19 protein-coding genes are annotated in these 19,405 nt (G+C 64.3%); 7 read left to right on the top strand and 12 right to left on the bottom strand.

Translation table 11 applies throughout. The features are described 5' to 3' along the window. Positions 1 to 9 precede the first annotated feature (9 nt). From ACVWZ4_RS31655 to lptF, 7 genes are all read right to left on the bottom strand, one after another. Positions 10 to 1,068, bottom strand: coding sequence for an alcohol dehydrogenase (locus tag ACVWZ4_RS31655; protein WP_456734935.1), 1,059 nt, complete (start codon positions 1,066 to 1,068; stop codon positions 10 to 12). Between the two features lie 22 nt (positions 1,069 to 1,090). After that, complete coding sequence (rsmA, locus tag ACVWZ4_RS31650) at positions 1,091 to 1,948, bottom strand: 16S rRNA (adenine(1518)-N(6)/adenine(1519)-N(6))-dimethyltransferase RsmA (RefSeq protein ID WP_456734936.1); 858 nt, start codon at positions 1,946 to 1,948, stop codon at positions 1,091 to 1,093. Continuing rightward, entirely contained in the window at positions 1,948 to 2,970 is a 1,023-nt protein-coding gene (gene pdxA / locus ACVWZ4_RS31645) for a 4-hydroxythreonine-4-phosphate dehydrogenase PdxA (RefSeq protein ID WP_456741873.1), read from the bottom strand. The genes rsmA and pdxA overlap by 1 nt, the downstream gene beginning before the upstream one ends. Next, complete coding sequence (locus ACVWZ4_RS31640; protein ID WP_456734938.1) at positions 2,970 to 3,902, bottom strand: SurA N-terminal domain-containing protein; 933 nt, start codon at positions 3,900 to 3,902, stop codon at positions 2,970 to 2,972. The genes pdxA and ACVWZ4_RS31640 overlap by 1 nt, the downstream gene beginning before the upstream one ends. 66 nt (positions 3,903 to 3,968) lie before the next feature. Beyond that, complete coding sequence (locus tag ACVWZ4_RS31635) at positions 3,969 to 6,461, bottom strand: LPS-assembly protein LptD (RefSeq protein WP_456703251.1); 2,493 nt, start codon at positions 6,459 to 6,461, stop codon at positions 3,969 to 3,971. Beyond that, positions 6,461 to 7,558 carry an LPS export ABC transporter permease LptG gene (gene lptG / locus ACVWZ4_RS31630; protein ID WP_092234589.1) on the bottom strand — a complete coding sequence of 366 codons (1,098 nt, stop codon included), beginning with the start codon at positions 7,556 to 7,558 and terminating at the stop codon, positions 6,461 to 6,463. Before lptG ends, ACVWZ4_RS31635 begins: the two co-directional genes overlap by 1 nt. After that, positions 7,555 to 8,724, bottom strand: a complete 1,170-nt coding sequence (gene lptF / locus ACVWZ4_RS31625) for an LPS export ABC transporter permease LptF (RefSeq protein WP_456734940.1) — start codon at positions 8,722 to 8,724, stop codon at positions 7,555 to 7,557. The genes lptG and lptF overlap by 4 nt, the downstream gene beginning before the upstream one ends. A gap of 337 nt (positions 8,725 to 9,061) precedes the next feature. Here lptF and ACVWZ4_RS31620 point away from each other — a divergent pair, with 337 nt between their 5' ends. From ACVWZ4_RS31620 to ACVWZ4_RS31605, 4 genes are all read left to right on the top strand, one after another. Then, the gene (locus tag ACVWZ4_RS31620) at positions 9,062 to 10,561 is read left to right on the top strand and encodes a leucyl aminopeptidase (protein WP_456741872.1); all 1,500 of its coding nucleotides are present in this window, start codon (positions 9,062 to 9,064) and stop codon (positions 10,559 to 10,561) included. Between the two features lie 6 nt (positions 10,562 to 10,567). Further along, on the top strand, positions 10,568 to 11,020 hold the full coding sequence (locus ACVWZ4_RS31615) for a DNA polymerase III subunit chi (RefSeq protein WP_456734942.1): 453 nt from the start codon (positions 10,568 to 10,570) through the stop codon (positions 11,018 to 11,020). 166 nt (positions 11,021 to 11,186) lie between these two features. Then, positions 11,187 to 11,681, top strand: a complete 495-nt coding sequence (locus tag ACVWZ4_RS31610; RefSeq protein ID WP_456742294.1) for a hypothetical protein — start codon at positions 11,187 to 11,189, stop codon at positions 11,679 to 11,681. Between the two features lie 43 nt (positions 11,682 to 11,724). Further along, complete coding sequence (locus ACVWZ4_RS31605) at positions 11,725 to 12,174, top strand: GNAT family N-acetyltransferase (protein ID WP_456741871.1); 450 nt, start codon at positions 11,725 to 11,727, stop codon at positions 12,172 to 12,174. Between the two features lie 44 nt (positions 12,175 to 12,218). Here the strand turns inward: ACVWZ4_RS31605 and ACVWZ4_RS31600 are convergent, their stop codons facing one another. From ACVWZ4_RS31600 to ACVWZ4_RS31585, 4 genes are all read right to left on the bottom strand, one after another. After that, positions 12,219 to 12,521, bottom strand: coding sequence for a hypothetical protein (locus ACVWZ4_RS31600; protein WP_456741870.1), 303 nt, complete (start codon positions 12,519 to 12,521; stop codon positions 12,219 to 12,221). A 118-nt stretch (positions 12,522 to 12,639) separates the two neighbouring features. Next, entirely contained in the window at positions 12,640 to 14,502 is a 1,863-nt protein-coding gene (locus ACVWZ4_RS31595; RefSeq protein ID WP_456741869.1) for an ABC-F family ATP-binding cassette domain-containing protein, read from the bottom strand. A 55-nt stretch (positions 14,503 to 14,557) separates the two neighbouring features. Further along, positions 14,558 to 14,731: a hypothetical protein gene (locus ACVWZ4_RS31590; RefSeq protein WP_456703258.1), complete on the bottom strand. Its 174-nt coding sequence runs from the start codon at positions 14,729 to 14,731 to the stop codon at positions 14,558 to 14,560. 224 nt (positions 14,732 to 14,955) lie between these two features. After that, entirely contained in the window at positions 14,956 to 15,210 is a 255-nt protein-coding gene (locus ACVWZ4_RS31585) for a sulfur globule protein precursor (RefSeq protein WP_456703259.1), read from the bottom strand. Positions 15,211 to 15,520: 310 nt separating this feature from the next. Here ACVWZ4_RS31585 and ndk point away from each other — a divergent pair, with 310 nt between their 5' ends. The 3 genes from ndk (at position 15,521) to ACVWZ4_RS31570 (ending at position 17,802) form a co-directional block, all read left to right on the top strand. Then, entirely contained in the window at positions 15,521 to 15,943 is a 423-nt protein-coding gene (gene ndk / locus ACVWZ4_RS31580) for a nucleoside-diphosphate kinase (protein WP_092234736.1), read from the top strand. Positions 15,944 to 15,996: 53 nt separating this feature from the next. Further along, the gene (locus ACVWZ4_RS31575) at positions 15,997 to 16,833 is read left to right on the top strand and encodes a TerC family protein (protein ID WP_456703260.1); all 837 of its coding nucleotides are present in this window, start codon (positions 15,997 to 15,999) and stop codon (positions 16,831 to 16,833) included. A 195-nt stretch (positions 16,834 to 17,028) separates the two neighbouring features. Further along, entirely contained in the window at positions 17,029 to 17,802 is a 774-nt protein-coding gene (locus ACVWZ4_RS31570) for a TerC family protein (RefSeq protein ID WP_456742293.1), read from the top strand. Positions 17,803 to 17,889: 87 nt separating this feature from the next. On the opposite strand, the gene ppx is transcribed toward ACVWZ4_RS31570, so the two are convergent. Beyond that, positions 17,890 to 19,392 (bottom strand): exopolyphosphatase, encoded by a 1,503-nt coding sequence (gene ppx / locus ACVWZ4_RS31565; protein ID WP_456734946.1) that lies wholly within the window; start codon positions 19,390 to 19,392, stop codon positions 17,890 to 17,892. Positions 19,393 to 19,405 lie beyond the last annotated feature (13 nt).

Raw genomic sequence — 19,405 nt, 5'->3', positions numbered from 1 at the left:
GGCCTAAACTCAGTTCTTCAGCACGATACGGCCGACCACCTTGCCGGCGCGAAGTTCGTCGATCCACTTCTGCACGTCGCCCATCGGCTCTTCGCGCATCGGCGTCGGCTTGATCTTGCCGGCGCGGGCAAGCGCCATCAGTTCGTGAGCCTCCGCGAGCGTGCCGACCATGAAGCCTTCAACGGTAAGGCGTTTGTAGACCCATTGCACCATCGGCAGCGTGAACTGGCCGCCCATCAGGCCGGAGACCACGACCTTGCCGCCGCGCGCGGCGACCGCGACCGCAAACGCCATCGACTTCTCGTTGCCGGCGAAGTCGACGACCCCGTCGAAGCCGCCATCGGTCTCCTTCAGGATGCGCTTGATCACGTCGGGCTCGGACGGATCGTAGGCATTGGCTGCGCCGTTCTTGAGCGCCGTCTCGCGCGCGGCCGGCGAGAGATCGGCCACCGTGATCGGCTGCTTGAACATGGCTTGCGCGAACGACAGGCCCATCATGCCGACGCCACCAAGACCGATCAGCAACAGGTTGCGCTGGCGCGGACGGTCGACCAGGCGCTTGAGTGCGCCATAGGCCGTGACGCCGGAGCACATCAGCGTCGCCGCCTGGTTGACGGGCAGGGGATCATAGTCGAGCAGATATTTCGCGTCGGGCACGAGCACGTGGGTGGCGAAGCCGCCATCGATGGAGACGCCCAGGAAGCGCTGCTTCGCGCAAAGGTTCTCGTCGCCGTTCTTGCAGTCGCGGCACTGCCCGCAGCCGATCCAGGGAAACACCGCCTTCTTCGAACCGACGAGACCCGCCGGCACGTCGGGGCCGACTTCGTCGACGATTCCGGCGATCTCGTGGCCCAGCGTGAACGGCAGCGTCATGCCACGGGTGGTATCGAGCTTCTTGCCGCCGCCGAGATCGGCATAGCCATCCTGGATGTGCAAGTCGGAATGACAGAGGCCGCAGCGCTCGATGCGCACCAGCACCTCGGCGCCTTCCGGTTTTGGTGTGTCGACGATGGTCTCGCACAGCGGCGCATCGAACTTGACCAGCGATTGACGACGCATCATCGCCATTTTCTTTCCTCCGGAATATGGATTATTGCGCTTCGCCGCGTATATCCGCCAATTCACGCGCCATGGCAACAAAGCCCGAGATCGGAACAGTCTCGGCGCGCCGCGTCGCATCGACGCCGGCGGCCTGCGCAAGTCGCGCCGGGTCGACACCTAACGATTTCAGGCTCTGGCGCAGCATCTTGCGGCGCTGTCCGAAGGCTGCGGCCGCGACCTGTTCGAGCAGCTTGCGATCGCAGGGCAATGGCTCCGCGCGCGGCTTGAGGCGAACGACGGACGAGGTGACTTTCGGCGGCGGCACGAAAGCGGATGGCGAAATGTCGAACAGGATCCTTGTCTCTGCGCGCCAGTTGGCGAGTACACCGAGCCTCCCATAGGCGTCCGCGTCCTCGCGCGCGACGATGCGCTCTGCGACCTCGCGCTGAAACATCAGCACCATCATGTCGTACCAGGGCGGCCAGGGCTCGATGGTGAGCCAGTTGATCAGGAGCTGGGTCGCGATGTTATAGGGCAGATTGGCGACGATCTTGGCGCGATCTCCGCCAAGCAGCGGCCGCGGATCGAAGGTCATGGCGTCGCCATGCACGATCTCGAGCCTGTCAGGATAGCGCGCGGAAATATCCTCGAGTGCCGGGATCGCGCGTTCGTCATGCTCGATCGCAATCACGCGTCTGGCGCCGAGCGCAAGCAGCGCGCGCGTCAGGCCGCCGGGACCGGGGCCGATCTCGATGATGGTGGAATCTTCGAGAGGCGCGGCCGCGCGCGCGATGCGCGCGGTGAGATTGAGGTCGAGCAGAAAATTCTGGCCCAACGATTTGCGGGCCGACAGCGCATGCTGGCGAATGACCTCGCGAAGCGGCGGGAGGTCGTCGATCGCGCGCATCAGCTGTTTGCGGCCGCCATGCGGCTTGCAAGCTTGAGTGCCGCAATCAGGCTCGCCGGATTGGCTTTGCCCGTACCGGCGATGTCGAAGGCGGTGCCGTGATCGGGCGAGGTGCGGATGAAGGGCAGGCCGAGCGTGACGTTGACGGCGTCGTCGAACGCCACGGTCTTGATCGGGATCAGCGCCTGGTCGTGATACATGCAGACCGCGCAGTCATAGCTGTTGCGCGCGGCCTCGTGGAACATGGTGTCGGCGGGCAGCGGGCCCCTCGCGTCTATGCCGTCATTGCGCAGCACTTTAAGCGCGGGCGCGATCACGGTCTGCTCCTCGCGGCCGAGCGAGCCGTCCTCGCCGGCATGCGGATTGAGGCCAGATATCGCGATGCGCGGCCGCGCAATGCCGAAGCGGAATGTGAGCTCGGTCGCGACGATGCGCACGGTCGAGACGATGAGGTCGCTCGTGAGCTGGGCGAGAGCGTCGCGTAGCGAGACGTGGATCGTCACCGGCACCACGGCAAGACGCGGCGACCACAGCATCATCACCGGCTGCGGCTCGCGGCCGTCGGTGCTGGCGAGCTCGGCCAGAAATTCGGTGTGACCGGGATGCCGGAAACCGGCGCGGTACAGCACGCTCTTGGCGATCGGGTTGGTGACGACGGCGCTGGCGCGCCCCTCGCGTACGTCGCTGACCGCCCGGCGAATCGAGGCGAGCGCGGCCGGAGCGCTCGATGCGTCAGGCTTGCCTGGTACGGCGCTCGCACGCTCGCCGGTCGCAACCACGGGCAGCGCGTCGGCGAAGGCGGAGACGGCTTCTTCAGGGCTCACCGCGGCGATCGCGATGTCGGCGCCGACGGTCAATCCCAGTGTCTTGGCGCGGTGCGCGATCAGCGCCTCGTCGCCGAGCAGGTAGAAAGCGGGAAGGCTGAGCTCGCGGCGCTTGAGCCAGGCTGCGATCGTGATGTCCGGGCCGATGCCGGCGGGCTCTCCGAGCGTCAGCGCGAGGGGCTTTGCGGGAGCGCCCATCAGCGGTTGCGATACTCGATCATCGCAGCTTTGCGGAGCTCGTCGAGATAGGCCTTCTGCGTCTTCTCGTACTTCTCCGTATACATCTTCTGTTGAATTTCGCGCTTCTTCGGCGTGTCGATCGTGGTCGGCTTGCGCGAGCACAGCGCCACCATCTCGATGCCTGACTTGGTCACCTCGGGCGCGGTCATATGGCCGATCGGGGTATCGTCGAGCACCTTGCGCAGCGCCTCGGGCAGATCTGCGGTCGTCTTGGTCACGGTCTCGCGGATGGTAGCGTTCGGCGTCGAGCGGAACAGCGAATTGGCTTCCTCACAGCTTCCGACGCGCGCCCGATATTGCTCGGCTTCCTTCATCCGCGTCTCCTGGAAAGCCGCAGACGAGCCGCGCGGCACGATCAGCACGACCGGCTGCATCTTGTATTCGGTGCCCTCGACCTGGAGCTTCTCGTCACCGCTTTCCCGCACCTTGTCGGCGACGTCCTTTTCGCCGACCATCAGCTTCTCCTTGAACCGGCCGCGCACGAGGCTGGTCCAGACCATCTCCGACTTCATGCGGTTCTTGAGGGTGTCGGGACGCACGCCCTTGACCTCGAGCGACTTGGAAAGCTGATCGGGCGTGATGCGCATGCGCTGCGCCATGCCCTCGAAGGACTGGTTGACGTCGGCGGCGGTGGGATCGACGCCGTATTTCTTGCCTTCCTTGATTTTGAGCTTGTCGTCGATCAGCGTGTTAATGACGTCTTGCCGGCTCGGTGTCTTCTGCGTCGTCAGCTGGTCGAGCTTGGAGCGCTGCTCGATGTCGAAATCGGTGATGGGATCGCCGTTGACCATGACCACGATGTTCTGCGCCCGTGCCGGCGCGCCGGCTAAAACCAGTACGGAGGCCAGCACGAGAAGGGGAAGGCGGAAGACAGGCAATCGGATTGTCATGGTTGTCGCTCGCATATCAGCCCGGATGATCCTGCGATTGGGAACAGGCCGGCACTTTCAGACCGATCACTGGAGGCCGCCGCCGGGACTGCTGGTGGTCGACGAGGTCGCGATCGTGCGCAGGCCGATCTGGAACATGAACGCGTGGTTCAGCACGGGGGGTGCCGAGCCCGCAGAATAGCTGTACGACGTTACATAGTTGACGCCGAGCACAAAGCAATCGTCGACGTAGCCCGCGCCGAGCACATATTGGTTGATCTTGTTGGCCTCGAGGTCCCAGCGCGCGGAGCCCGTCACCACCCAGTTGGTCGCGACCTTGATCGAGCCCGTCGTCAGGATGCCCTCGCGTCGGGTCAGGTAGCCGAGCTCGGGCTGCGGCGCGTAATTGCCGTACATCATGCTGACCGACCAACGATTGAAGTTGGCGCGGCCTTCCGCCTCGAAGCGCTGGATGTTCCAGGTCTGCTCGTCCATGCGGGAGCGGACACTGAATGTGTAGGTGCTGTTGGGAGAGTAGGCGGCGCTCGCGACATAGTCGGAGCGCGGCTTGTCGAGGCCGGAATCCAGGCCCGTGTTGATGGTGTCCTGGACCGCGTAGGAGTTCAAGCCGAACAGCTGGTAGGACTGGCCGAACAGCACCTTGACCGCGCCGCCTTTGTCGAACTGCGTGGTCGCCTGCACGCCGACATTGGCGCGGCCACCGCCCTCGACGCGGTCATAGCCGGAGAACTTGTCGACATTGAACAGGTTCGAGGTGTCGAACACCATGCTCTGCGCATCCTCGTTCGGAAGCTTGCCGGCATAGGTCTCGTTCGGGCGGATGATGACCTGCGCGATCGGCTCGATCGTGGTCGAGCCCCAGGGTTGGACATTGATGAAGGGATAGCGGTACTCGAGGCCGACGGTCGGCATCAGGCGGAACGCCTGGGTGTCGCCGACGGGGAGGTAGTTCGACACGCCCGGCTGGTTGGAAATGTCAGCGTTGATCGCGTCGGCGCGCAGGATCGCGAACGGTGTCCAGATCTCGCCGAACGGATCGGTGTAGGACTTGCGCCACTGCGCCTCCGCGGTCAGGCGGGTGTAGGTGCCGGGGACACCGCGCAGAAGACATCCATTCGGCATGCTGCGTGCAGCGGGGTCGGCCGATGCGATCGCGCAGAGGCCTGAGGTGTTGGCCGTCGTCGTGATCGGATCGAACGCCGCGTCGTTACGCGTCAAGTTGACGAAGTTCGTCTTGTAGCTGAACTCGCCGCCGAAGACCGGATAATTCAGCACGTTCGAGTAGTCGATGACGGGATAGACGACGGGGACCTGCTGCTGGTTGCCCGAGTAGCTCAGCCAGTACATCGTGCGCGCGTCGAAGAAGCTGCGATTGCCGACGCCGGTCAGGTAGAGCTGCGACAGCGCATCGGTCGGCAGATACAGGAACGAGCCCAGCGGATCGCGGTACTGCGACAACCGATAGTCCGAGAAGAAGTAGTAGTCGGACATCAGGACGCCGTCCCAACCCCAGACCCATTTGTCGTTCAGCGCAAACTGACCCTTGGTGTCGACGGCGCCGCGGAACTGACGGTCGCCGGGTTGACCGGCGAGCGCGCCTGGGTCGAGCTGGTCGATGCCGTAGACGCGAACCTGGTAGGCGCCGTCCATCAGGCGCTGGCGGAACTCGGCCTGGAACAGCACGCCTTGCCGGGACGTGATGCGCGGGTTGAAGGTTGCGTCCATGTCGGGCGCGATCGCCCAATAGAACGGGACTTCGACGCCATAGCCGAACGGCGTGTTCGAGGTGAAGCCCGGCATCAGGAAGCCGGTCTTGCGCTTCACCGTCGGGTCGGGTGTCGAGAAATAGGGCATGTAGGCGAGCGGCACGCCGTAGAATTCCAGCTGCGCCGTCTCGAAATACAGCATCTTCTCCTGCTGGTCGTGGATGATGCGGGCACCCTTGACCTGCCAGAGCGGCGGCTTCTTCGGATCGTCCTTGCAGGGCGCGCAGGCCGTGTAGACGCCGTTCTCGAACACCGTGTAATTGCCGGAGGAGCGGTCGGCGCGGGTCGCGGCCATGCGGGTCTGGTCGGCGGTGTCCACGCGCAGCGAATCGACGAACCCGTCGCGGTAATCGTCAGAGAGATCCATGATCTCGGCATAGGTGATCTTGCCGTCGGCATCCGTCATGCGGATGTTGCCCTCGGCATGCAGCCGCTTGGTCTTCTGGTCGTAGATGACCCGGTCAGCCTCGACGCTGGTGCCGTTGTAGAACAGCTGAACGTTGCCGACCGCGGAGACACGCGAATTGTTATAGTCGTAGTCGACCTCGGTCGCCTGCACGAGCATTTGCCCGTCATTTGCGGCCTTCGGCGGCTTCGGACGTGGCGGCAGCGGATTGTAGGTGAAGCTCTGGGCGCTCGCAGGCGCCACGGCGGCAACATCCATCAGCGCGCCGAGCGATGTCACGGCGGCGACGGCCATCAGCAGCCCGCGAATGGACCAGCAGACCCCGTTCGCGCGCACTGCGGTGCGCCGCGTCAAACGAGACGCAGGTCCTCGATGGACGGCAGTCACTAACCGTCCTCCTGGTACAGCAAGGCCAAAAAGCCGGTGAGGCCGCCCACCACTACGGGCAACCACGCCGCAGCGATCGGATGCATCAACTCAGCCTTGCTCAAGTCTTCAGTCACTTTCGACAAAACGTAGAGCAGAAAGCCTGCGCCCACGCCACTCAAAACCATCTTCTGTACGCCACCCATCCGGAAGAAGCGCAACGACACGGAGGCCGCGAGCATCACCATGGCGGCGAGCAAGAACGGCTGTGCCAGTAGCTTGTGATACTGGAGTCGATATCCGGCTGTCGCGAACCCTGAGCTCTCGGATGAACTGATGTAGCTCGGTAGTTGCCAAAAGGACACAGTTTCGGGTGTGGAAAAGCTGTTGCGGACCTGCGCCTCGGTCAACGTCGTCGGAATCTCCAGGCTGGCCTGGTCGACCGGCGGGGAGCCCAGCGAAAAACGGCGCACGCCCTTGAACAGCCAGTGACCGGTCTCCAGCGTCGCCTCGCGTGCCTCGATCCGTTCCTTGAAGTGCTGCTCTGTGTCAAACCGGAACAGCGTGAGCCCAGTCAGGCGGACGCCCTGTTGCTCGCTGCGCGCCGCATTGATGATGGTCTGGCCGTCACTGGTCACCTGGTTGAGCCAGAAGCCGGAGGCGTCCTGGATCCCGCCGCCGGGCGCCGAGCCGAACAGCTCGGCTTCCATGCGCTTGGAGATCTCACGCAGATTCGCCGAGGTCGGATTGTAGGCGACGGTGGCGAGCACGCCGATCACGAGCGCGCTGCCGAGCGCGGGCGCGATAATCTGCCAGGCTGAGATGCCGGCGGCGCGCGCGACCACGAGCTCGAGCCGGCGGGACAGGTCGAGATAGCAGATCATGGCGCCGATCAGCATGCAGAACGGCGTCAGCTTCTCCAGGAGCTGCGGCACCCGGAACAGCGAGGTCTCGGCCACCATGATCGCGGAGGCAGAGGCGAGCCCCGAGGTCTTGCGCACCATCTCGATGTAGTCGACCAGCACCAGCAGCAGGAAAATGCTCGCGAACACGCCGAGCGCTGCAACCACGAAGCGGCCGGCGAAATAGCGCCCGAGTGTATTGGTGAGCATGCTCATGCGGTGGCCGGCCGTCCGAACAGCCGCGCGATGCGCGCGTTCGACCTGTTGATGGCTTCCATGAGCCCGGGGGGCGGCTCGACCACGATGCCGCCGATGATCATCCACATGCCGGTGCCGATCGCGCCGAAAACCATCGCATATTGGGCCGCCACCGGAACCGGCGATTTCACGGCCATCACCGAGCAGGCGAAGCCGGCCATGCGCAGGCCGAACACGGCGAGGATCGAGGAGCCGATCGAGAAGTTGCGGCTCTGACGCGTGGTGCGCGGCGCGCCGAGAAAGGCGAAGGTCAGCGCCGCAAACGCGAACGGGTAGATCGGGGCCAGCAGGCTGTCATGCAGGGCCGAACGGAACTGCCCGGGTATCTGCTGGTAGACCGGATCGTCTTCGGACGGCGAGAACAGCTCCCAGAGATATCGCTCGCGAATGCCGAGGGCGACGTCATGGCCCTGGTTGCCGAACTTCGACATGTCGAATCCGTAGCGGCCGAAGGCCACCAGGGCGGGGTCGCGCTTGCCGAGTTCGAAACGCTGGAGATTGCCGTCCTTCAGCACCAGGAACGACCCGGTTTCGTTCTTCACGACCTCGCCGTGCTCGGCGACGATCGAGACGCGCTCATTCGGATCGCGGCGATCGTCGATGAAGATGCCGGCGAGGATGCCGCCGGGCAGCCGCTCACGAATCCGGATCGTGAGGTTCTTGTCGAGCTGGGCGAAGCGTCCCGGCTGCAGGACGTTGGTGAGCACATCGGCGGTGATCTCCGCGTCCCATTGCTTGATCCGCCGCATCCCGTCGGGAGCGAGGTAGGCCGCGATGAAGGCGACCAGCAGCGCCACGACGCAGGTGGCACAGAAGAACGGATAGAACAGCCGGAACGGCGACAGGCCGGCGGCATTCATCACGATGATTTCGGAGTCGGTCGCGAGCTTGTTCAGCGTGTGCGAGATCGCGATCATCAGCGCGATCGGCGAGATGATCAGCACGAGCGCCGGAATCACCAGACTGGTGATGCCGAGGAAGGTCAAGATGGTCTGACCCTGGCTCGTCATCAGGTCGATGCCGCGCAATGCCTGCGTAATCCAGATCACGCCGGTGAGGCTGACCAAGACGAGCGCAAACGACGCCAGCGTCGTGCGGAAAATATACCTGTCGATCGACCCCATGCGCTACCGCACGATTCCCACCAAAGCCCCAACGTGCACCGGAATTCCGGCTGTCCGACCAATCCCTGACAGGGATCCCCAAGGTCGGCCAACCGCCTCTTCCGGCCGCTCACTCTCTCACTACCATCCCTTTGATCCGTCAACAAAATGGCTGACCCGTGGCACCGTCAATATATGGTTAATATTTCCCTCGATGTGGATTCCGGGCCACGCGCGGTGCTTGGCATCGACCCGGCTTCTCGCCCATAGTGGGAAAACCACCAGTGAATCGCCGTTCAGGTTCCGCCTTTGGCCAGCCCGTGATCGGCAAAAGCTGCATAATTCTGAGGAGTTACCCATGTCCGATGCCGTCAAGGTCGGCTTTGTCCCGTTGGCTTCCGCCGCCCGTGGCATCCTGGTCGTGTTCTGCGACGATGCTCTGAAGGTCGGGCCGGCGACGGCCAAGGCGCTTGGCGGCGCGAACGAACTCATGAAGAGGGCGGCGTCGGCCGCATCTTTCAAAGGCAAAAGCGGCGTCGCGCTGGACATTCTCGCCCCCGAAGGCCTGAAGGCCGAGCGCCTGATCGTGATCGGGACCGGGAATCCTTCAGCCCTCAAGAACAACGATTTCCTCAAATTCGGCGGCATGGCGGCCAGCAAGCTGAAGGCGGGCTCCGCGACCATGACCATCATGGCCGAGCTTCCTGACGGCGCCATGACTGGCGAGCAGGCGGTCGCGATTGCCTCGGGCCTTCGCTTGCGCGCCTACAAGTTCGACCGCTACAAGACCAAGAAGAAGGACGGCGAGGAGAGCGCTTTGCGCGCCGAAGTCTCGCTGGCGGTGGGCGATGCGGCTGCGGCCAAGAAGGCCTTTGCGTCAGCCGGTGCGGTCGTCGACGGCGTCATCATCGCGCGCGATCTCGTCAACGAGCCGCCGAACGTGCTCTTCCCCGAGGAATTCGCGCGCCGCGCCAGTCTGCTGCGCAAGCTCGGCGTTAGAATCGAGGTGCTCGACGTCAAGGCGATGCAGAAGCTCGGCATGGGCGCGCTGCTCGGCGTCGGCCAGGGCTCTGCGCGGCCGAGCCGCACCGTGATCATGCGCTGGGACGGCGGCAAGAAAGGCGAGGCGCCTGTCGCCTTCGTCGGCAAGGGCGTCTGCTTCGACACGGGCGGCATCTCGATCAAGCCGGCCGGCAGCATGGAGGACATGAAGGGCGACATGGGCGGTGCGGCCTGTGTCGTCGGCCTGTTGCACGCACTCGCGGCGCGCAAGGCCAAGGTCAATGTGGTAGGCGCCATCGGCCTCGTCGAGAACATGCCCGATGGCAACGCGCAGCGGCCCGGCGACATCGTCACCTCGATGTCAGGCCAGACCATCGAGATCATCAACACTGACGCGGAAGGCCGCCTCGTGCTCGCCGACGTGCTCTGGTACGTGGCCAAGAAGACCAAGCCGAAATTCATCGTGGATCTGGCGACGCTGACCGGTGCGATCGTGGTCGCGCTCGGCACCGATCACGCCGGCATGTTCTCCAACAATGACGAGCTTGCCGAGCGGCTGCACGCAGCCGGGATCGAGAGCGGGGAGAAGGTCTGGCGTCTGCCGCTGGGCCCCGAATACGACAAGCTGATCGATTCCCAGTTCGCGGACATGAAGAACACCGGTGGCCGCCACGGCGGCTCGATCACTGCGGCGCAATTCCTGCAGCGTTTCGTCGACGGCACGCCCTGGGCGCATCTCGACATCGCCGGCACCGCGATGGGCGCTCCCAAGACCGACATCAACCAGAGCTGGGGGTCCGGCTACGGCGTCCGGCTGCTCGATCGTCTGGTGGCGGATCACTACGAGCGCAAATGACGCGAGATGACCGAAGTTTTATTCTACCATCTGCAAAACATGACGGTTGAGAACGTGTTGCCGCCGCTTCTCGAGAAATCGCTCGAGCGCGGCTGGCGCGTCGTGGTGCAGTCGACGTCACCGGAGCGCGCCGATGCGCTCGACGCTCATCTGTGGACCTATCGCGACGATTCCTTTTTGCCGCACGCGACATGGCGCGTGAACGATGTGGCCGAGCAGCCGATCGTGCTGGCGGTCGAGGCGGACAATCCGAACGGCGCCAATGTTCGTTTCCTGGTCGACAACGCCGCGTTGCCCGAGGACACGGACCGCTACGAGCGCATGGTGCTGCTGTTCAACGGCGATGATCCGGACGCGCTTGCGGCCGCCCGCAGCACCTGGACGGATTGCAAGACGCGGGGATTTGAGGTCACCTATTGGCAGGCCGACGAACGGGGCCGGTGGCAGCGGCGGAATTAGCGGCCGCTCGCAATTAATGATAATTTGGACTTTCTCGGGCAGATTGGATTCGGCCACCTTCGTGCCGCAAAGTGATGTTGGTACAATTGCTTAGGGCTGCTCCTTCATGCGGGGACTTTAGTTTATCGTGCGACATCAAAAGCTTCCAAAGTCGCTCATCGTTGCGTTGACCGCTGTCGCGCCGCTGATCGCGGGCTGCTCGGGCGGAACCGATTTTCTGGCGTCTGCCAAAGACGCGGAGTGGTTCAACAAGCCGAGCCGCCTGTTCATCAAGAACATCTCGATCGAGTCGCCGCCGCTGACACCCGACAAGCCGGTGGGGCCTGAGGATCTCGTCAGCGCCGACGGTGCATGCCCGGGCATGGCACCGCCCGGTCCCGCCGATGCCAATGCGTCGACGGCGCCGGCGCCCGCGGGCGGCACGGTCGCGCTCGGCCACACCGAATGCGACGTGGTGCGCGGCATCGGCGCGCCCTCGAACGTCAACCTCTCCACCGACGCCGCCGGCCGGCGCGTCGCGGTGGTCACCTGGACCACGGGTCCGCGCGCGGGCATCTACACCTTCACCTCGGGGCGCCTCTCCGCGATCGAGGGCACGCCGGAGCCGCCGGTCGTTGCGAAGCCGGTGAAGCCGAAGGCGAAGAAGAAAGCGGCGACGTAAGCGCTGTGCCCTGGTCTCGCAGGCGACATGACGGCGCTTTTGCGTGAATCTGATTTTCCTGCCCACCACGCGATCGGATGCGGATGTCCTGGTCGCCATTCGCATCGGGGCAATGCGCGAGAGCCTGGAGCGCGCTGGACGTTTTGATCCTCACCGCGCGCGGGATCGTTTCTTGACGTCCTTTGATCCGGCGTTCTGTCGCTTCATCGAAGCCTGTGGTGTCAGGGTGGGCTTTGTCTCGCTTCGCCCGCAGCAGGATCCCTGGCTCCTGGAGCATTTGTACATCGTGCCCGAGCATCAGGGAAAGGGCATCGGGGCAGCCGTGCTTCGGCAGATATTTGCCGATGCCGACGCGCACCGTGTCTCCATCCGCGTGGGTGCGTTGCCCGGCAGCGAATCGAACCGGTTCTATCAGCGACACGGCTTCCGGCAGGCGGACGAAGCCGAGTGGGACATCTATTATTTGCGCCCACCGGGCGCCCGGCCGGCTTAGCTTTCCAAAACTTCATCCGGTCGCGTGCTGGCCTTGATCCGGCGTCAGGTGGCTTTGCGTCCCTTGCAGGTATGGTCACGTCGACCATTTCCGCGGCGCCTTTCCACGAGATCGGGAACGAAGAACTGCACGAGCGCCGTCACTGCGATACCGAAGGGGTTGGCGTCGTAGGGAAGGGCCATCGCCTCACGGATCGAAAGCTCAACCTGCTTTGCCGATATTTTCTGGCGCGGCCGGCGCAATCTGCACATCATGGCATTTTTGAAATGACTAACGCATGCCATACGCTTTCCCCTCTTGATCTCAGGAAGATATGCAACTATAAGTTGTAAAGCAAAAGCGGTCAAGTCAGTGCTCGATGATCGCTAGGTGGCGAGCGTGATGAGACGGTCGGATTAATCTATCGCCGATGAGTTCGGCTTGGCTCTTGCTGGCGGCGTCATCCGCCGAGACCGAGGACAGCCTCTAACCCGCCGCCTCGTCGGCCTGCGCGCTCGCCTCGAGCCATTGCTCCTCCGCACGTGCCAGCGCGTCGGCGGCATTGGCGCGCGCCCTTGACAGCTGCGCGGCCTGTTTGGGATCGCGCGTAAAGATGTCGGGCAGGGCGAGCGCGGCGTCGATCTTGGCGATGATATCGCTGACGCGTGCGATCTCGGTCTCCGCTTCCGCGATGCGCTTCCTCAGCGAGCCGCGATTGTCCGGCTTCGCACGCTGCGGCTTCTCGCTCGCCGCGCTGCGCTCCCGGGGCGCAGGTTCGGCGTTGCGCGAGGACAGCACCAGGCGGCGATACTCGTCGAGGTCGCCGTCGTAAGTGGTCACGGTGCGGTCGGCGACGATCCAGAGCTGATCGGCGCAGGCCTCGATCAGGTAACGGTCGTGCGAAACCATGATGATCGCGCCGGGAAACTCGTTGATCGCTTCGGCCAGCGCGGCGCGGCTGTCGATGTCGAGATGATTGGTCGGCTCGTCCAGGATGATCATGTTGGGGCCGAAGAAGGTCGCCAATCCCAACAGCAGCCGCGCCTTTTCGCCGCCCGAGAGTTTGCCGGCCTTGGTATCGGCCGCCTTGCCGGAGAAGCCGATCGCGCCGGCGCGGGCGCGCACCTTGGCCTCGGGCGCATCGCCCATCAGCTTGCGGATATGGTCGTAGGCGGAGGCGTCCTCGTTCAGCTCGTCGAGCTGATGCTGGGCGAAGTAGGCGATCGACAGCTTGTCCGCGCGCGTCACCTTGCCGGAGAAGGGCGCAAGACGCGCGGCGAGCAGCTTGACGAGTGTCGATTTGCCGTTGCCGTTGGCACCCAACAACGCGATGCGATCGTCGTTGTCGATGCGCAAGGTGATGCGGTTCAGGACCGGCGAGGCCGGATCGTAGCCGACGGATGCGTTGTCGACGGCGATGATCGGCGGCGACAACAATTTTTCAGGCGCGGGAAAGGTGATCTCGCGCACATCCTCGGTCACCAGTGCCCTGATCGGCTTCAGCCGTTCCAGCATTTTGACCCGCGATTGGGCCTGGCGCGCTTTCGAGGCCTTGGCCTTGAAGCGGTCGACGAAGGCCTGCAGATGCGCGCGCTCGGCTTCCTGACGCTTGATCTGCTTGGCATCGAGCAGCTCGCGCGCGGCGCGCTGTTCCTCGAAGGAGGAGTAGGTGCCCTTGTAGAGCGTGAGCCTGCCACGCTCCAGATGCAGGATCTGGTCGACGGAGCTTTCCAGCAGGTCGCGATCGTGGCTGATCACGATCACGGTGCGCGGATAATGCGCGAGGTGATCCTCGAGCCACAGCGTGCCTTCGAGGTCGAGATAGTTGGTGGGTTCGTCGAGCAGCAGGAGGTCGGGGGCTGCGAACAGGGTCGCCGCCAGCGCGACGCGCATGCGCCAGCCGCCGGAGAATTCGGCGCAGGGGCGCAACTGATCGGCTGCGGAAAAGCCGAGGCCGGAGAGAATGGCGGCGGCGCGGCTTGGGGCGGAATGCGCATCGATGTCGACAAGCCGGGTCTGGATCTCCGCAATCCGGTGCGGGTCGGTCGCGCTTTCGGCTTCATGAAGCAGCGCGGCCCGTTCGAGGTCGGCCTTGAGCACGACCGAAATCAGGCTTTCGGGGCCGTTCGGTGCCTCCTGCGCCAGGCTGCCGACGCGCCAACGTGGCGGCAAGGTCACCGAGCCGTGTTCGGCCGCAAGCTCACCGCGGATCACCTTGAACAGCGTCGACTTGCCGGTGCCGTTGCGCCCGACCATCCCGACGCGCGAGCCCGGCGTGATCTGTACGGAGCTATTGTCGATCAGAAGGCGTCCGGCAAGGCGGATGGAGAGGTCGGTGATGGAGAGCATGCCGCCTTGTCACCGCAGGCGGGATCAAACGCAACCCGTTTTTCCGCGAGGCTCCTCAGTGGGAGTCGCGGTCGCGTTGCTTCAGCTCTTTGAGAAGCTGCTCGAGATGGGTCGGGAGTCGGGGTTCGGGACGAAGGCTCTGCTGGAGCCGCTCGCCCACGGCATCGCAAATCGAGCGGCTGGTGCGCCGGTCGATCTGTTCGCTGTCATTGGCAAAAAGGCCAGCCATCGCAAGGTTCCGTGAGTTGAAAGTAACGACACGTTACCAAGTCATTGGCCTCAAAATGGTTTCGCCTGTTGCCGGGACATCAGGCATTCTAGTAAAAATTGCATGAATTCGTCGTGTCTGCTCAAATACAAGGCCCCGACGGGGGAACGCCGGGGCCTCTCTTGGAAGGTACCGCAGGGGGGGAACGGTACCTCTGAAATGTATTTGGGCAGGTGCTGTCGGGCTCAGTAGCAGCGGTTGATCAGCCGCCACCGGGGTCCCCAGGGGGTCGGGACAAGCCGGCGCACGTAGCAGCCGCCATAACCGTAAGCGACGGGAGCAACGTAAAAGCGCGGACCGCCCCAGCCCCAGCCGTGATGCCAGCCGCCGCCGTGCCAGCCCCAGCCGCCGCCATGCCAGTGAGCGGAGGCGGAGGTAGGCGCCAGCGCGGCACCCAGAGCGACCGCGGCGACTGCAGCGAGCGAAAGTTTCCTCAACATGGTGATCTCCTCAAAACTGCCGGCGCGGGGCTATCGCGTCGATGGAAAGGCCGCCGAAACTGTTTGCCTCGGGGGAAGGCTTCGGTTTCGATGGACCCGACGTTATGCCAGGGAGGCTGAACCAAACCCTGACAGAGCCTTCAGATTGGGTTCATCTGGGTGAAATCGCTGTAATCCGTGTTGGAGCCCGCGTCCTGACCCTGCCGCGGAGCCGCCGCCAGGCCATCCCGGCACTCGCTTGCCGGATTGCGAAGGCGCCGATATAAGCCCGGCAACTCCGAACCACCTTTTTCTCTTGAAGGACAAGACCATGGCCATCGAACGTACTTTCTCGATCATCAAGCCCGACGCCACCGCGCGTAACCTCACCGGCGCCGTGAATGCCGTGATCGAGAAGGCGGGCCTGCGCATCGTCGCGCAGAAGCGTATCCGCATGACCAAGGAACAGGCCGAGACGTTCTACGCCGTCCACAAGGCCCGTCCGTTCTTCGGCGAACTGGTCGAGTTCATGACCTCGGGCCCGGTCGTGGTCCAGGTCCTGGAAGGCGAGAACGCGATCGCCAGGTACCGCGATGCGATGGGCGCGACCGATCCGTCGAAGGCTGCCGAGGGCACCATCCGCAAGCTCTACGCCAAGTCGATCGGCGAGAATTCGGCCCACGGCTCGGACGCTCCGGAAACCGCCGCGATCGAGATCGCGCAGTTCTTCTCGGGCAACGAGATCGTCGGCTGACCGGCGCGCCTAGCCGGGGGCGGCTAGGCTGAACAAACCGGACGGGGGGCGAGGTGAGCGTACTTCAGGTCTTCGACCCCGACACTGTTGGGGCGTTCATCGGCCAGTTCCAGGCGGACCTGCAACGGCCCTCGTTCTGGTTCGCCGTCGGCAAAATCATCTGGATCAACGTGTTGTTGTCCGGTGACAACGCGCTTGTCATCGCGATGGCGTGCCGCGGCTTGCATGGCCGTCACCGGCTGTGGGGCATGGTGATTGGAGCCGGTATAGCGGTCGTCTTGCTGATCGCCTTTACCGGCATCGTGGCGACCCTGATGTCGCTGCCTTACCTCAAGCTGGTCGGCGGCGTCGCCTTGCTCCTGATTGCCGCAAAGCTTCTGGTGCCGGAAGACGAAAATGACGATGTCCAGGCCGGCACGACGCTGTGGCACGCGATCCGCATCGTCGTGATCGCCGACATCATCATGAGCCTCGACAATGTGATTGCCGTCGCAGCGGCCGCGAACGGCCAATTGTCGTTGCTCATCCTCGGCCTTGCCATTTCGATTCCCATGATCATCGCCGGAGCTGCGCTGATCATGATGATTCTCGATCGTTATCCGGTTCTGATCTGGCTCGGTGCCATGCTGCTTGGCTGGATCGCCGGCGACGTGATGGCGAGCGACCCCATCGACCAGGCGCCGCTGCATAGCCTGCTCGACGGCCACATCAGCATCGAGGGCACGATCGCAGTTCTCGGCGCCTCACGGTTCAACCTGGATGGCGATCTGCTCGACATCGCGGCCTCCGTACTCGGCGCCCTTGCCGTGCTGATCGTGGGAACTGCCTGGCGGCGGCGCAAGCTCGCGGGAATGCACGCGCAGAGCCCATCGCCTCGAACTGCCGAATAGCCGGCGCGGACTGGAAGCGCCGGATCATCCGTCGCTGGTTTCGCCGATTTCGCGACAAAACGTCACTCCAACGACCGCGTTGATTTGCGCTAACCGAGGCGCCGCGCAGCCCGCGCGAACGCCGGAGTGATCTCGTTGACGAATTCGTTCGATCCTGCAATCAGCGGTACCCTGCTTGCCGAGTTCGGAACCGAGATGAGGCACCCGCAATTCTGGGTGAATCTCTCGAAAATCATCTGGATCAACATCCTGTTGTCCGGCGACAACGCGCTCGTGATCGCGCTCGCATGTCGCGGTTTGAAGCCGCGGCAGCGATTGTGGGGCATGATCTTCGGCGCAGGCGCGGCGGTGCTGCTGCGCATCGTGTTCACCGGCATCGTCGCGAGCCTGATGGAGCTGCCATACCTCAAGCTGGTCGGTGGCCTTGCACTCGTCGTGATCGCGGCCAAGCTGCTCGTGCCGGAAAACGAGGACGAGGACGTCGCGTCTGCTGCGCACCTCTGGCAAGCCGTCCAGATCGTCGTGGTCGCCGACATCATCATGAGTCTCGACAACGTCATCGCCGTTGCCGCAGCCGCCAATGGCAGCGTTCCGTTGTTGATCCTTGGCCTCGCGATCAGCGTACCTTTGATCGTCGCCGGCGCGGCGCTGATCATGGCGCTGCTTGCGAAACTGCCGATCCTGGTCTGGGCCGGTGCAGCGCTGCTCGGCTGGATCGCGGGCGAGGTGATCGCGACCGATCCCGGCATCGAGCCGAAGCTGCATTCGGTCTTTGACGGGCGGCTCGGCGCCTTGCTGGACAAGGCGCTCGGCAACCTGTGGATTCCGCCGCAATTCGCCCATGGTGGCGATGGCGCCGAGTACGTTGTTGCGGCACTCGGTGTCGGCCTCGTGCTGCTGGTCGGTTCGATCTGGCGCCGTCGCAGCCTGAGCGCGGCCGCGGTCGAGCACGCAAAAGCCGCTGAATAAGGCTTAAGGTTTGAGCATGATCTCCGCGCAAACGCGTTCCGCGTTTCTCGGTAGGGAAGACCGCTTCACACTTTTCCGGATCATGCCCTAGCGCCGCACGATGGAGCCCGATCGCCCGATCAAGCGCGCGAGCTGCTTGAAGCGGCTGCCGACGCGGTCGGCGACGAGGTCGCCGAGCCTGTGCTCGAACACCAACATCAGATTGCGTCCCCGGCTCCTGAAATGCGTGGCGGGCAGTACGCCCGGACGCGCCGCCGAGATCAGATGGGCCACACGGAATGCCGCACCTAACATGCGCGCGCGTTCGAGCAGGGCCGGCGTCAGCAGCTCCTGCATGGTCAGCGGCGGCTGGTTCTCTTCGCTGAGCCCGGCGTAACGGTAGAACACCGACAGTCCGACGAAGGCGCGCTCGCGGTGGTCGATCGCGCCGAAATTGGCGTTGACCACGAGGCTGAGCGTCTGCTCGCCGCGATGGTCGGGGTGGACGCGCCAGCCGATATCGGACAGCAGGCAGGCGGTGTGGCGAAGGCGGCGATCCTCCTCGGTCTCGCGCAGCTTCACGACGCGCGCGAGGCGATCGGTCCAGGCCATCAGCTCACGGGCGTGCTTCGCCGAGCGCGACAGCAGCTGGTTCAGCTCCTCGGCCGCGCAGATCAAGCCGTCCTTGTTGCGCTCGGTCTCCGGCAGCTTCTCGTGCAGCAGGCCCTCGCGGACGCCGAAGGTCGAGAACACAATGGTCTTCGGCTGCGCCACGCGGATAATGTGCTCGAGCACGAGCGCTGCGTAGGTGAGGAGAGGGCGCCGCGCATCCGCAACGACCTCGATGTCGGCGAGCATGTCGACGGCGGCGAGGCGTCGCAGCCGACGGGCAAAATCGAGCGCTTCGGGCGCGGGGATCGAATAGCCGTGCATCACCTGGAGCGGATAGCCACTCTGGATGATGTGAATGCGTGCAAGCGCGCGCCAGGTGCCGCCGACGGCGTAGAAAGTGCGGCCGCGGCCGGCGGTGAGCAGAGGTACCTCGTCGATCGCCTCGCGCACGATGCGGTCGGCGCGCTTGAGCGATTTATGCGCGAGGTCCTGGAGTGCGAGGCCACCGAGCGGCAGCGTCACGCCACTGCGCACGCCATTGCCGCGCACGTCGATCAGTTCGAGTGAACCACCGCCGAGATCGCCGACGATGCCGTCGGGGCGATGAATGCCCGACACCACGCCGAGCGCCGACAGCTTTGCTTCGCGCGGTCCCGACAGGATCTCGATCTTCACGGCGCAGATGCGCTCGGCTTTCGCGATGAAGTCGGGGCCGTTGGAGGCGTCGCGGCAGGCCGCGGTCGCAATCGCGAACACGCGGCCGACCTGCATCACGCGGCACAGGGCGCGGAAGCGCTTGAGCGAAGTCAGCGCCTTGTCGACGGCGTCGGGCGCAAGCAGGCCCGTGCTCTGCACCTCGCGCCCGAGGCCGCACAGCGTCTTCTCGTTGAAGATCGGAATCAGGCTCCGCGCCAGCGCCTCGTAGACGACGAGACGAACCGAATTGGAGCCGATGTCGATGACCGCGACGCTGGCGCCACGCTTGCGCGGCCGTTTCAAGGTAAAGTTCTCC

The organism is Bradyrhizobium sp. USDA 4472 (genome assembly GCF_054058595.1).
The sequence above is the reverse complement of the archived record's forward strand: the minus strand, read 5'-3'. Positions and strand labels throughout refer to the sequence as shown.

What these genes read in the sequence shown, in the direction of transcription:
- ACVWZ4_RS31640 (WP_456734938.1), bottom strand. Translation starts at nt 3,902, where the DNA reads ATGACAATCCGATTGCCTGTCTTCCGCCTTCCCCTTCTCGTGCTGGCC.
- lptF (WP_456734940.1), bottom strand. Translation starts at nt 8,724, where the DNA reads ATGGGGTCGATCGACAGGTATATTTTCCGCACGACGCTGGCGTCGTTT.
- ndk (WP_092234736.1), top strand. Translation starts at nt 15,521, where the DNA reads ATGGCCATCGAACGTACTTTCTCGATCATCAAGCCCGACGCCACCGCG.
- ACVWZ4_RS31595 (WP_456741869.1), bottom strand. Translation starts at nt 14,502, where the DNA reads ATGCTCTCCATCACCGACCTCTCCATCCGCCTTGCCGGACGCCTTCTG.
- lptG (WP_092234589.1), bottom strand. Translation starts at nt 7,558, where the DNA reads ATGAGCATGCTCACCAATACACTCGGGCGCTATTTCGCCGGCCGCTTC.
- ACVWZ4_RS31570 (WP_456742293.1), top strand. Translation starts at nt 17,029, where the DNA reads ATGAGGCACCCGCAATTCTGGGTGAATCTCTCGAAAATCATCTGGATC.
- ACVWZ4_RS31590 (WP_456703258.1), bottom strand. Translation starts at nt 14,731, where the DNA reads ATGGCTGGCCTTTTTGCCAATGACAGCGAACAGATCGACCGGCGCACC.
- ACVWZ4_RS31615 (WP_456734942.1), top strand. Translation starts at nt 10,568, where the DNA reads ATGACCGAAGTTTTATTCTACCATCTGCAAAACATGACGGTTGAGAAC.
- ACVWZ4_RS31620 (WP_456741872.1), top strand. Translation starts at nt 9,062, where the DNA reads ATGTCCGATGCCGTCAAGGTCGGCTTTGTCCCGTTGGCTTCCGCCGCC.
- pdxA (WP_456741873.1), bottom strand. Translation starts at nt 2,970, where the DNA reads ATGGGCGCTCCCGCAAAGCCCCTCGCGCTGACGCTCGGAGAGCCCGCC.
- ACVWZ4_RS31655 (WP_456734935.1), bottom strand. Translation starts at nt 1,068, where the DNA reads ATGGCGATGATGCGTCGTCAATCGCTGGTCAAGTTCGATGCGCCGCTG.
- rsmA (WP_456734936.1), bottom strand. Translation starts at nt 1,948, where the DNA reads ATGCGCGCGATCGACGACCTCCCGCCGCTTCGCGAGGTCATTCGCCAG.
- ACVWZ4_RS31585 (WP_456703259.1), bottom strand. Translation starts at nt 15,210, where the DNA reads ATGTTGAGGAAACTTTCGCTCGCTGCAGTCGCCGCGGTCGCTCTGGGT.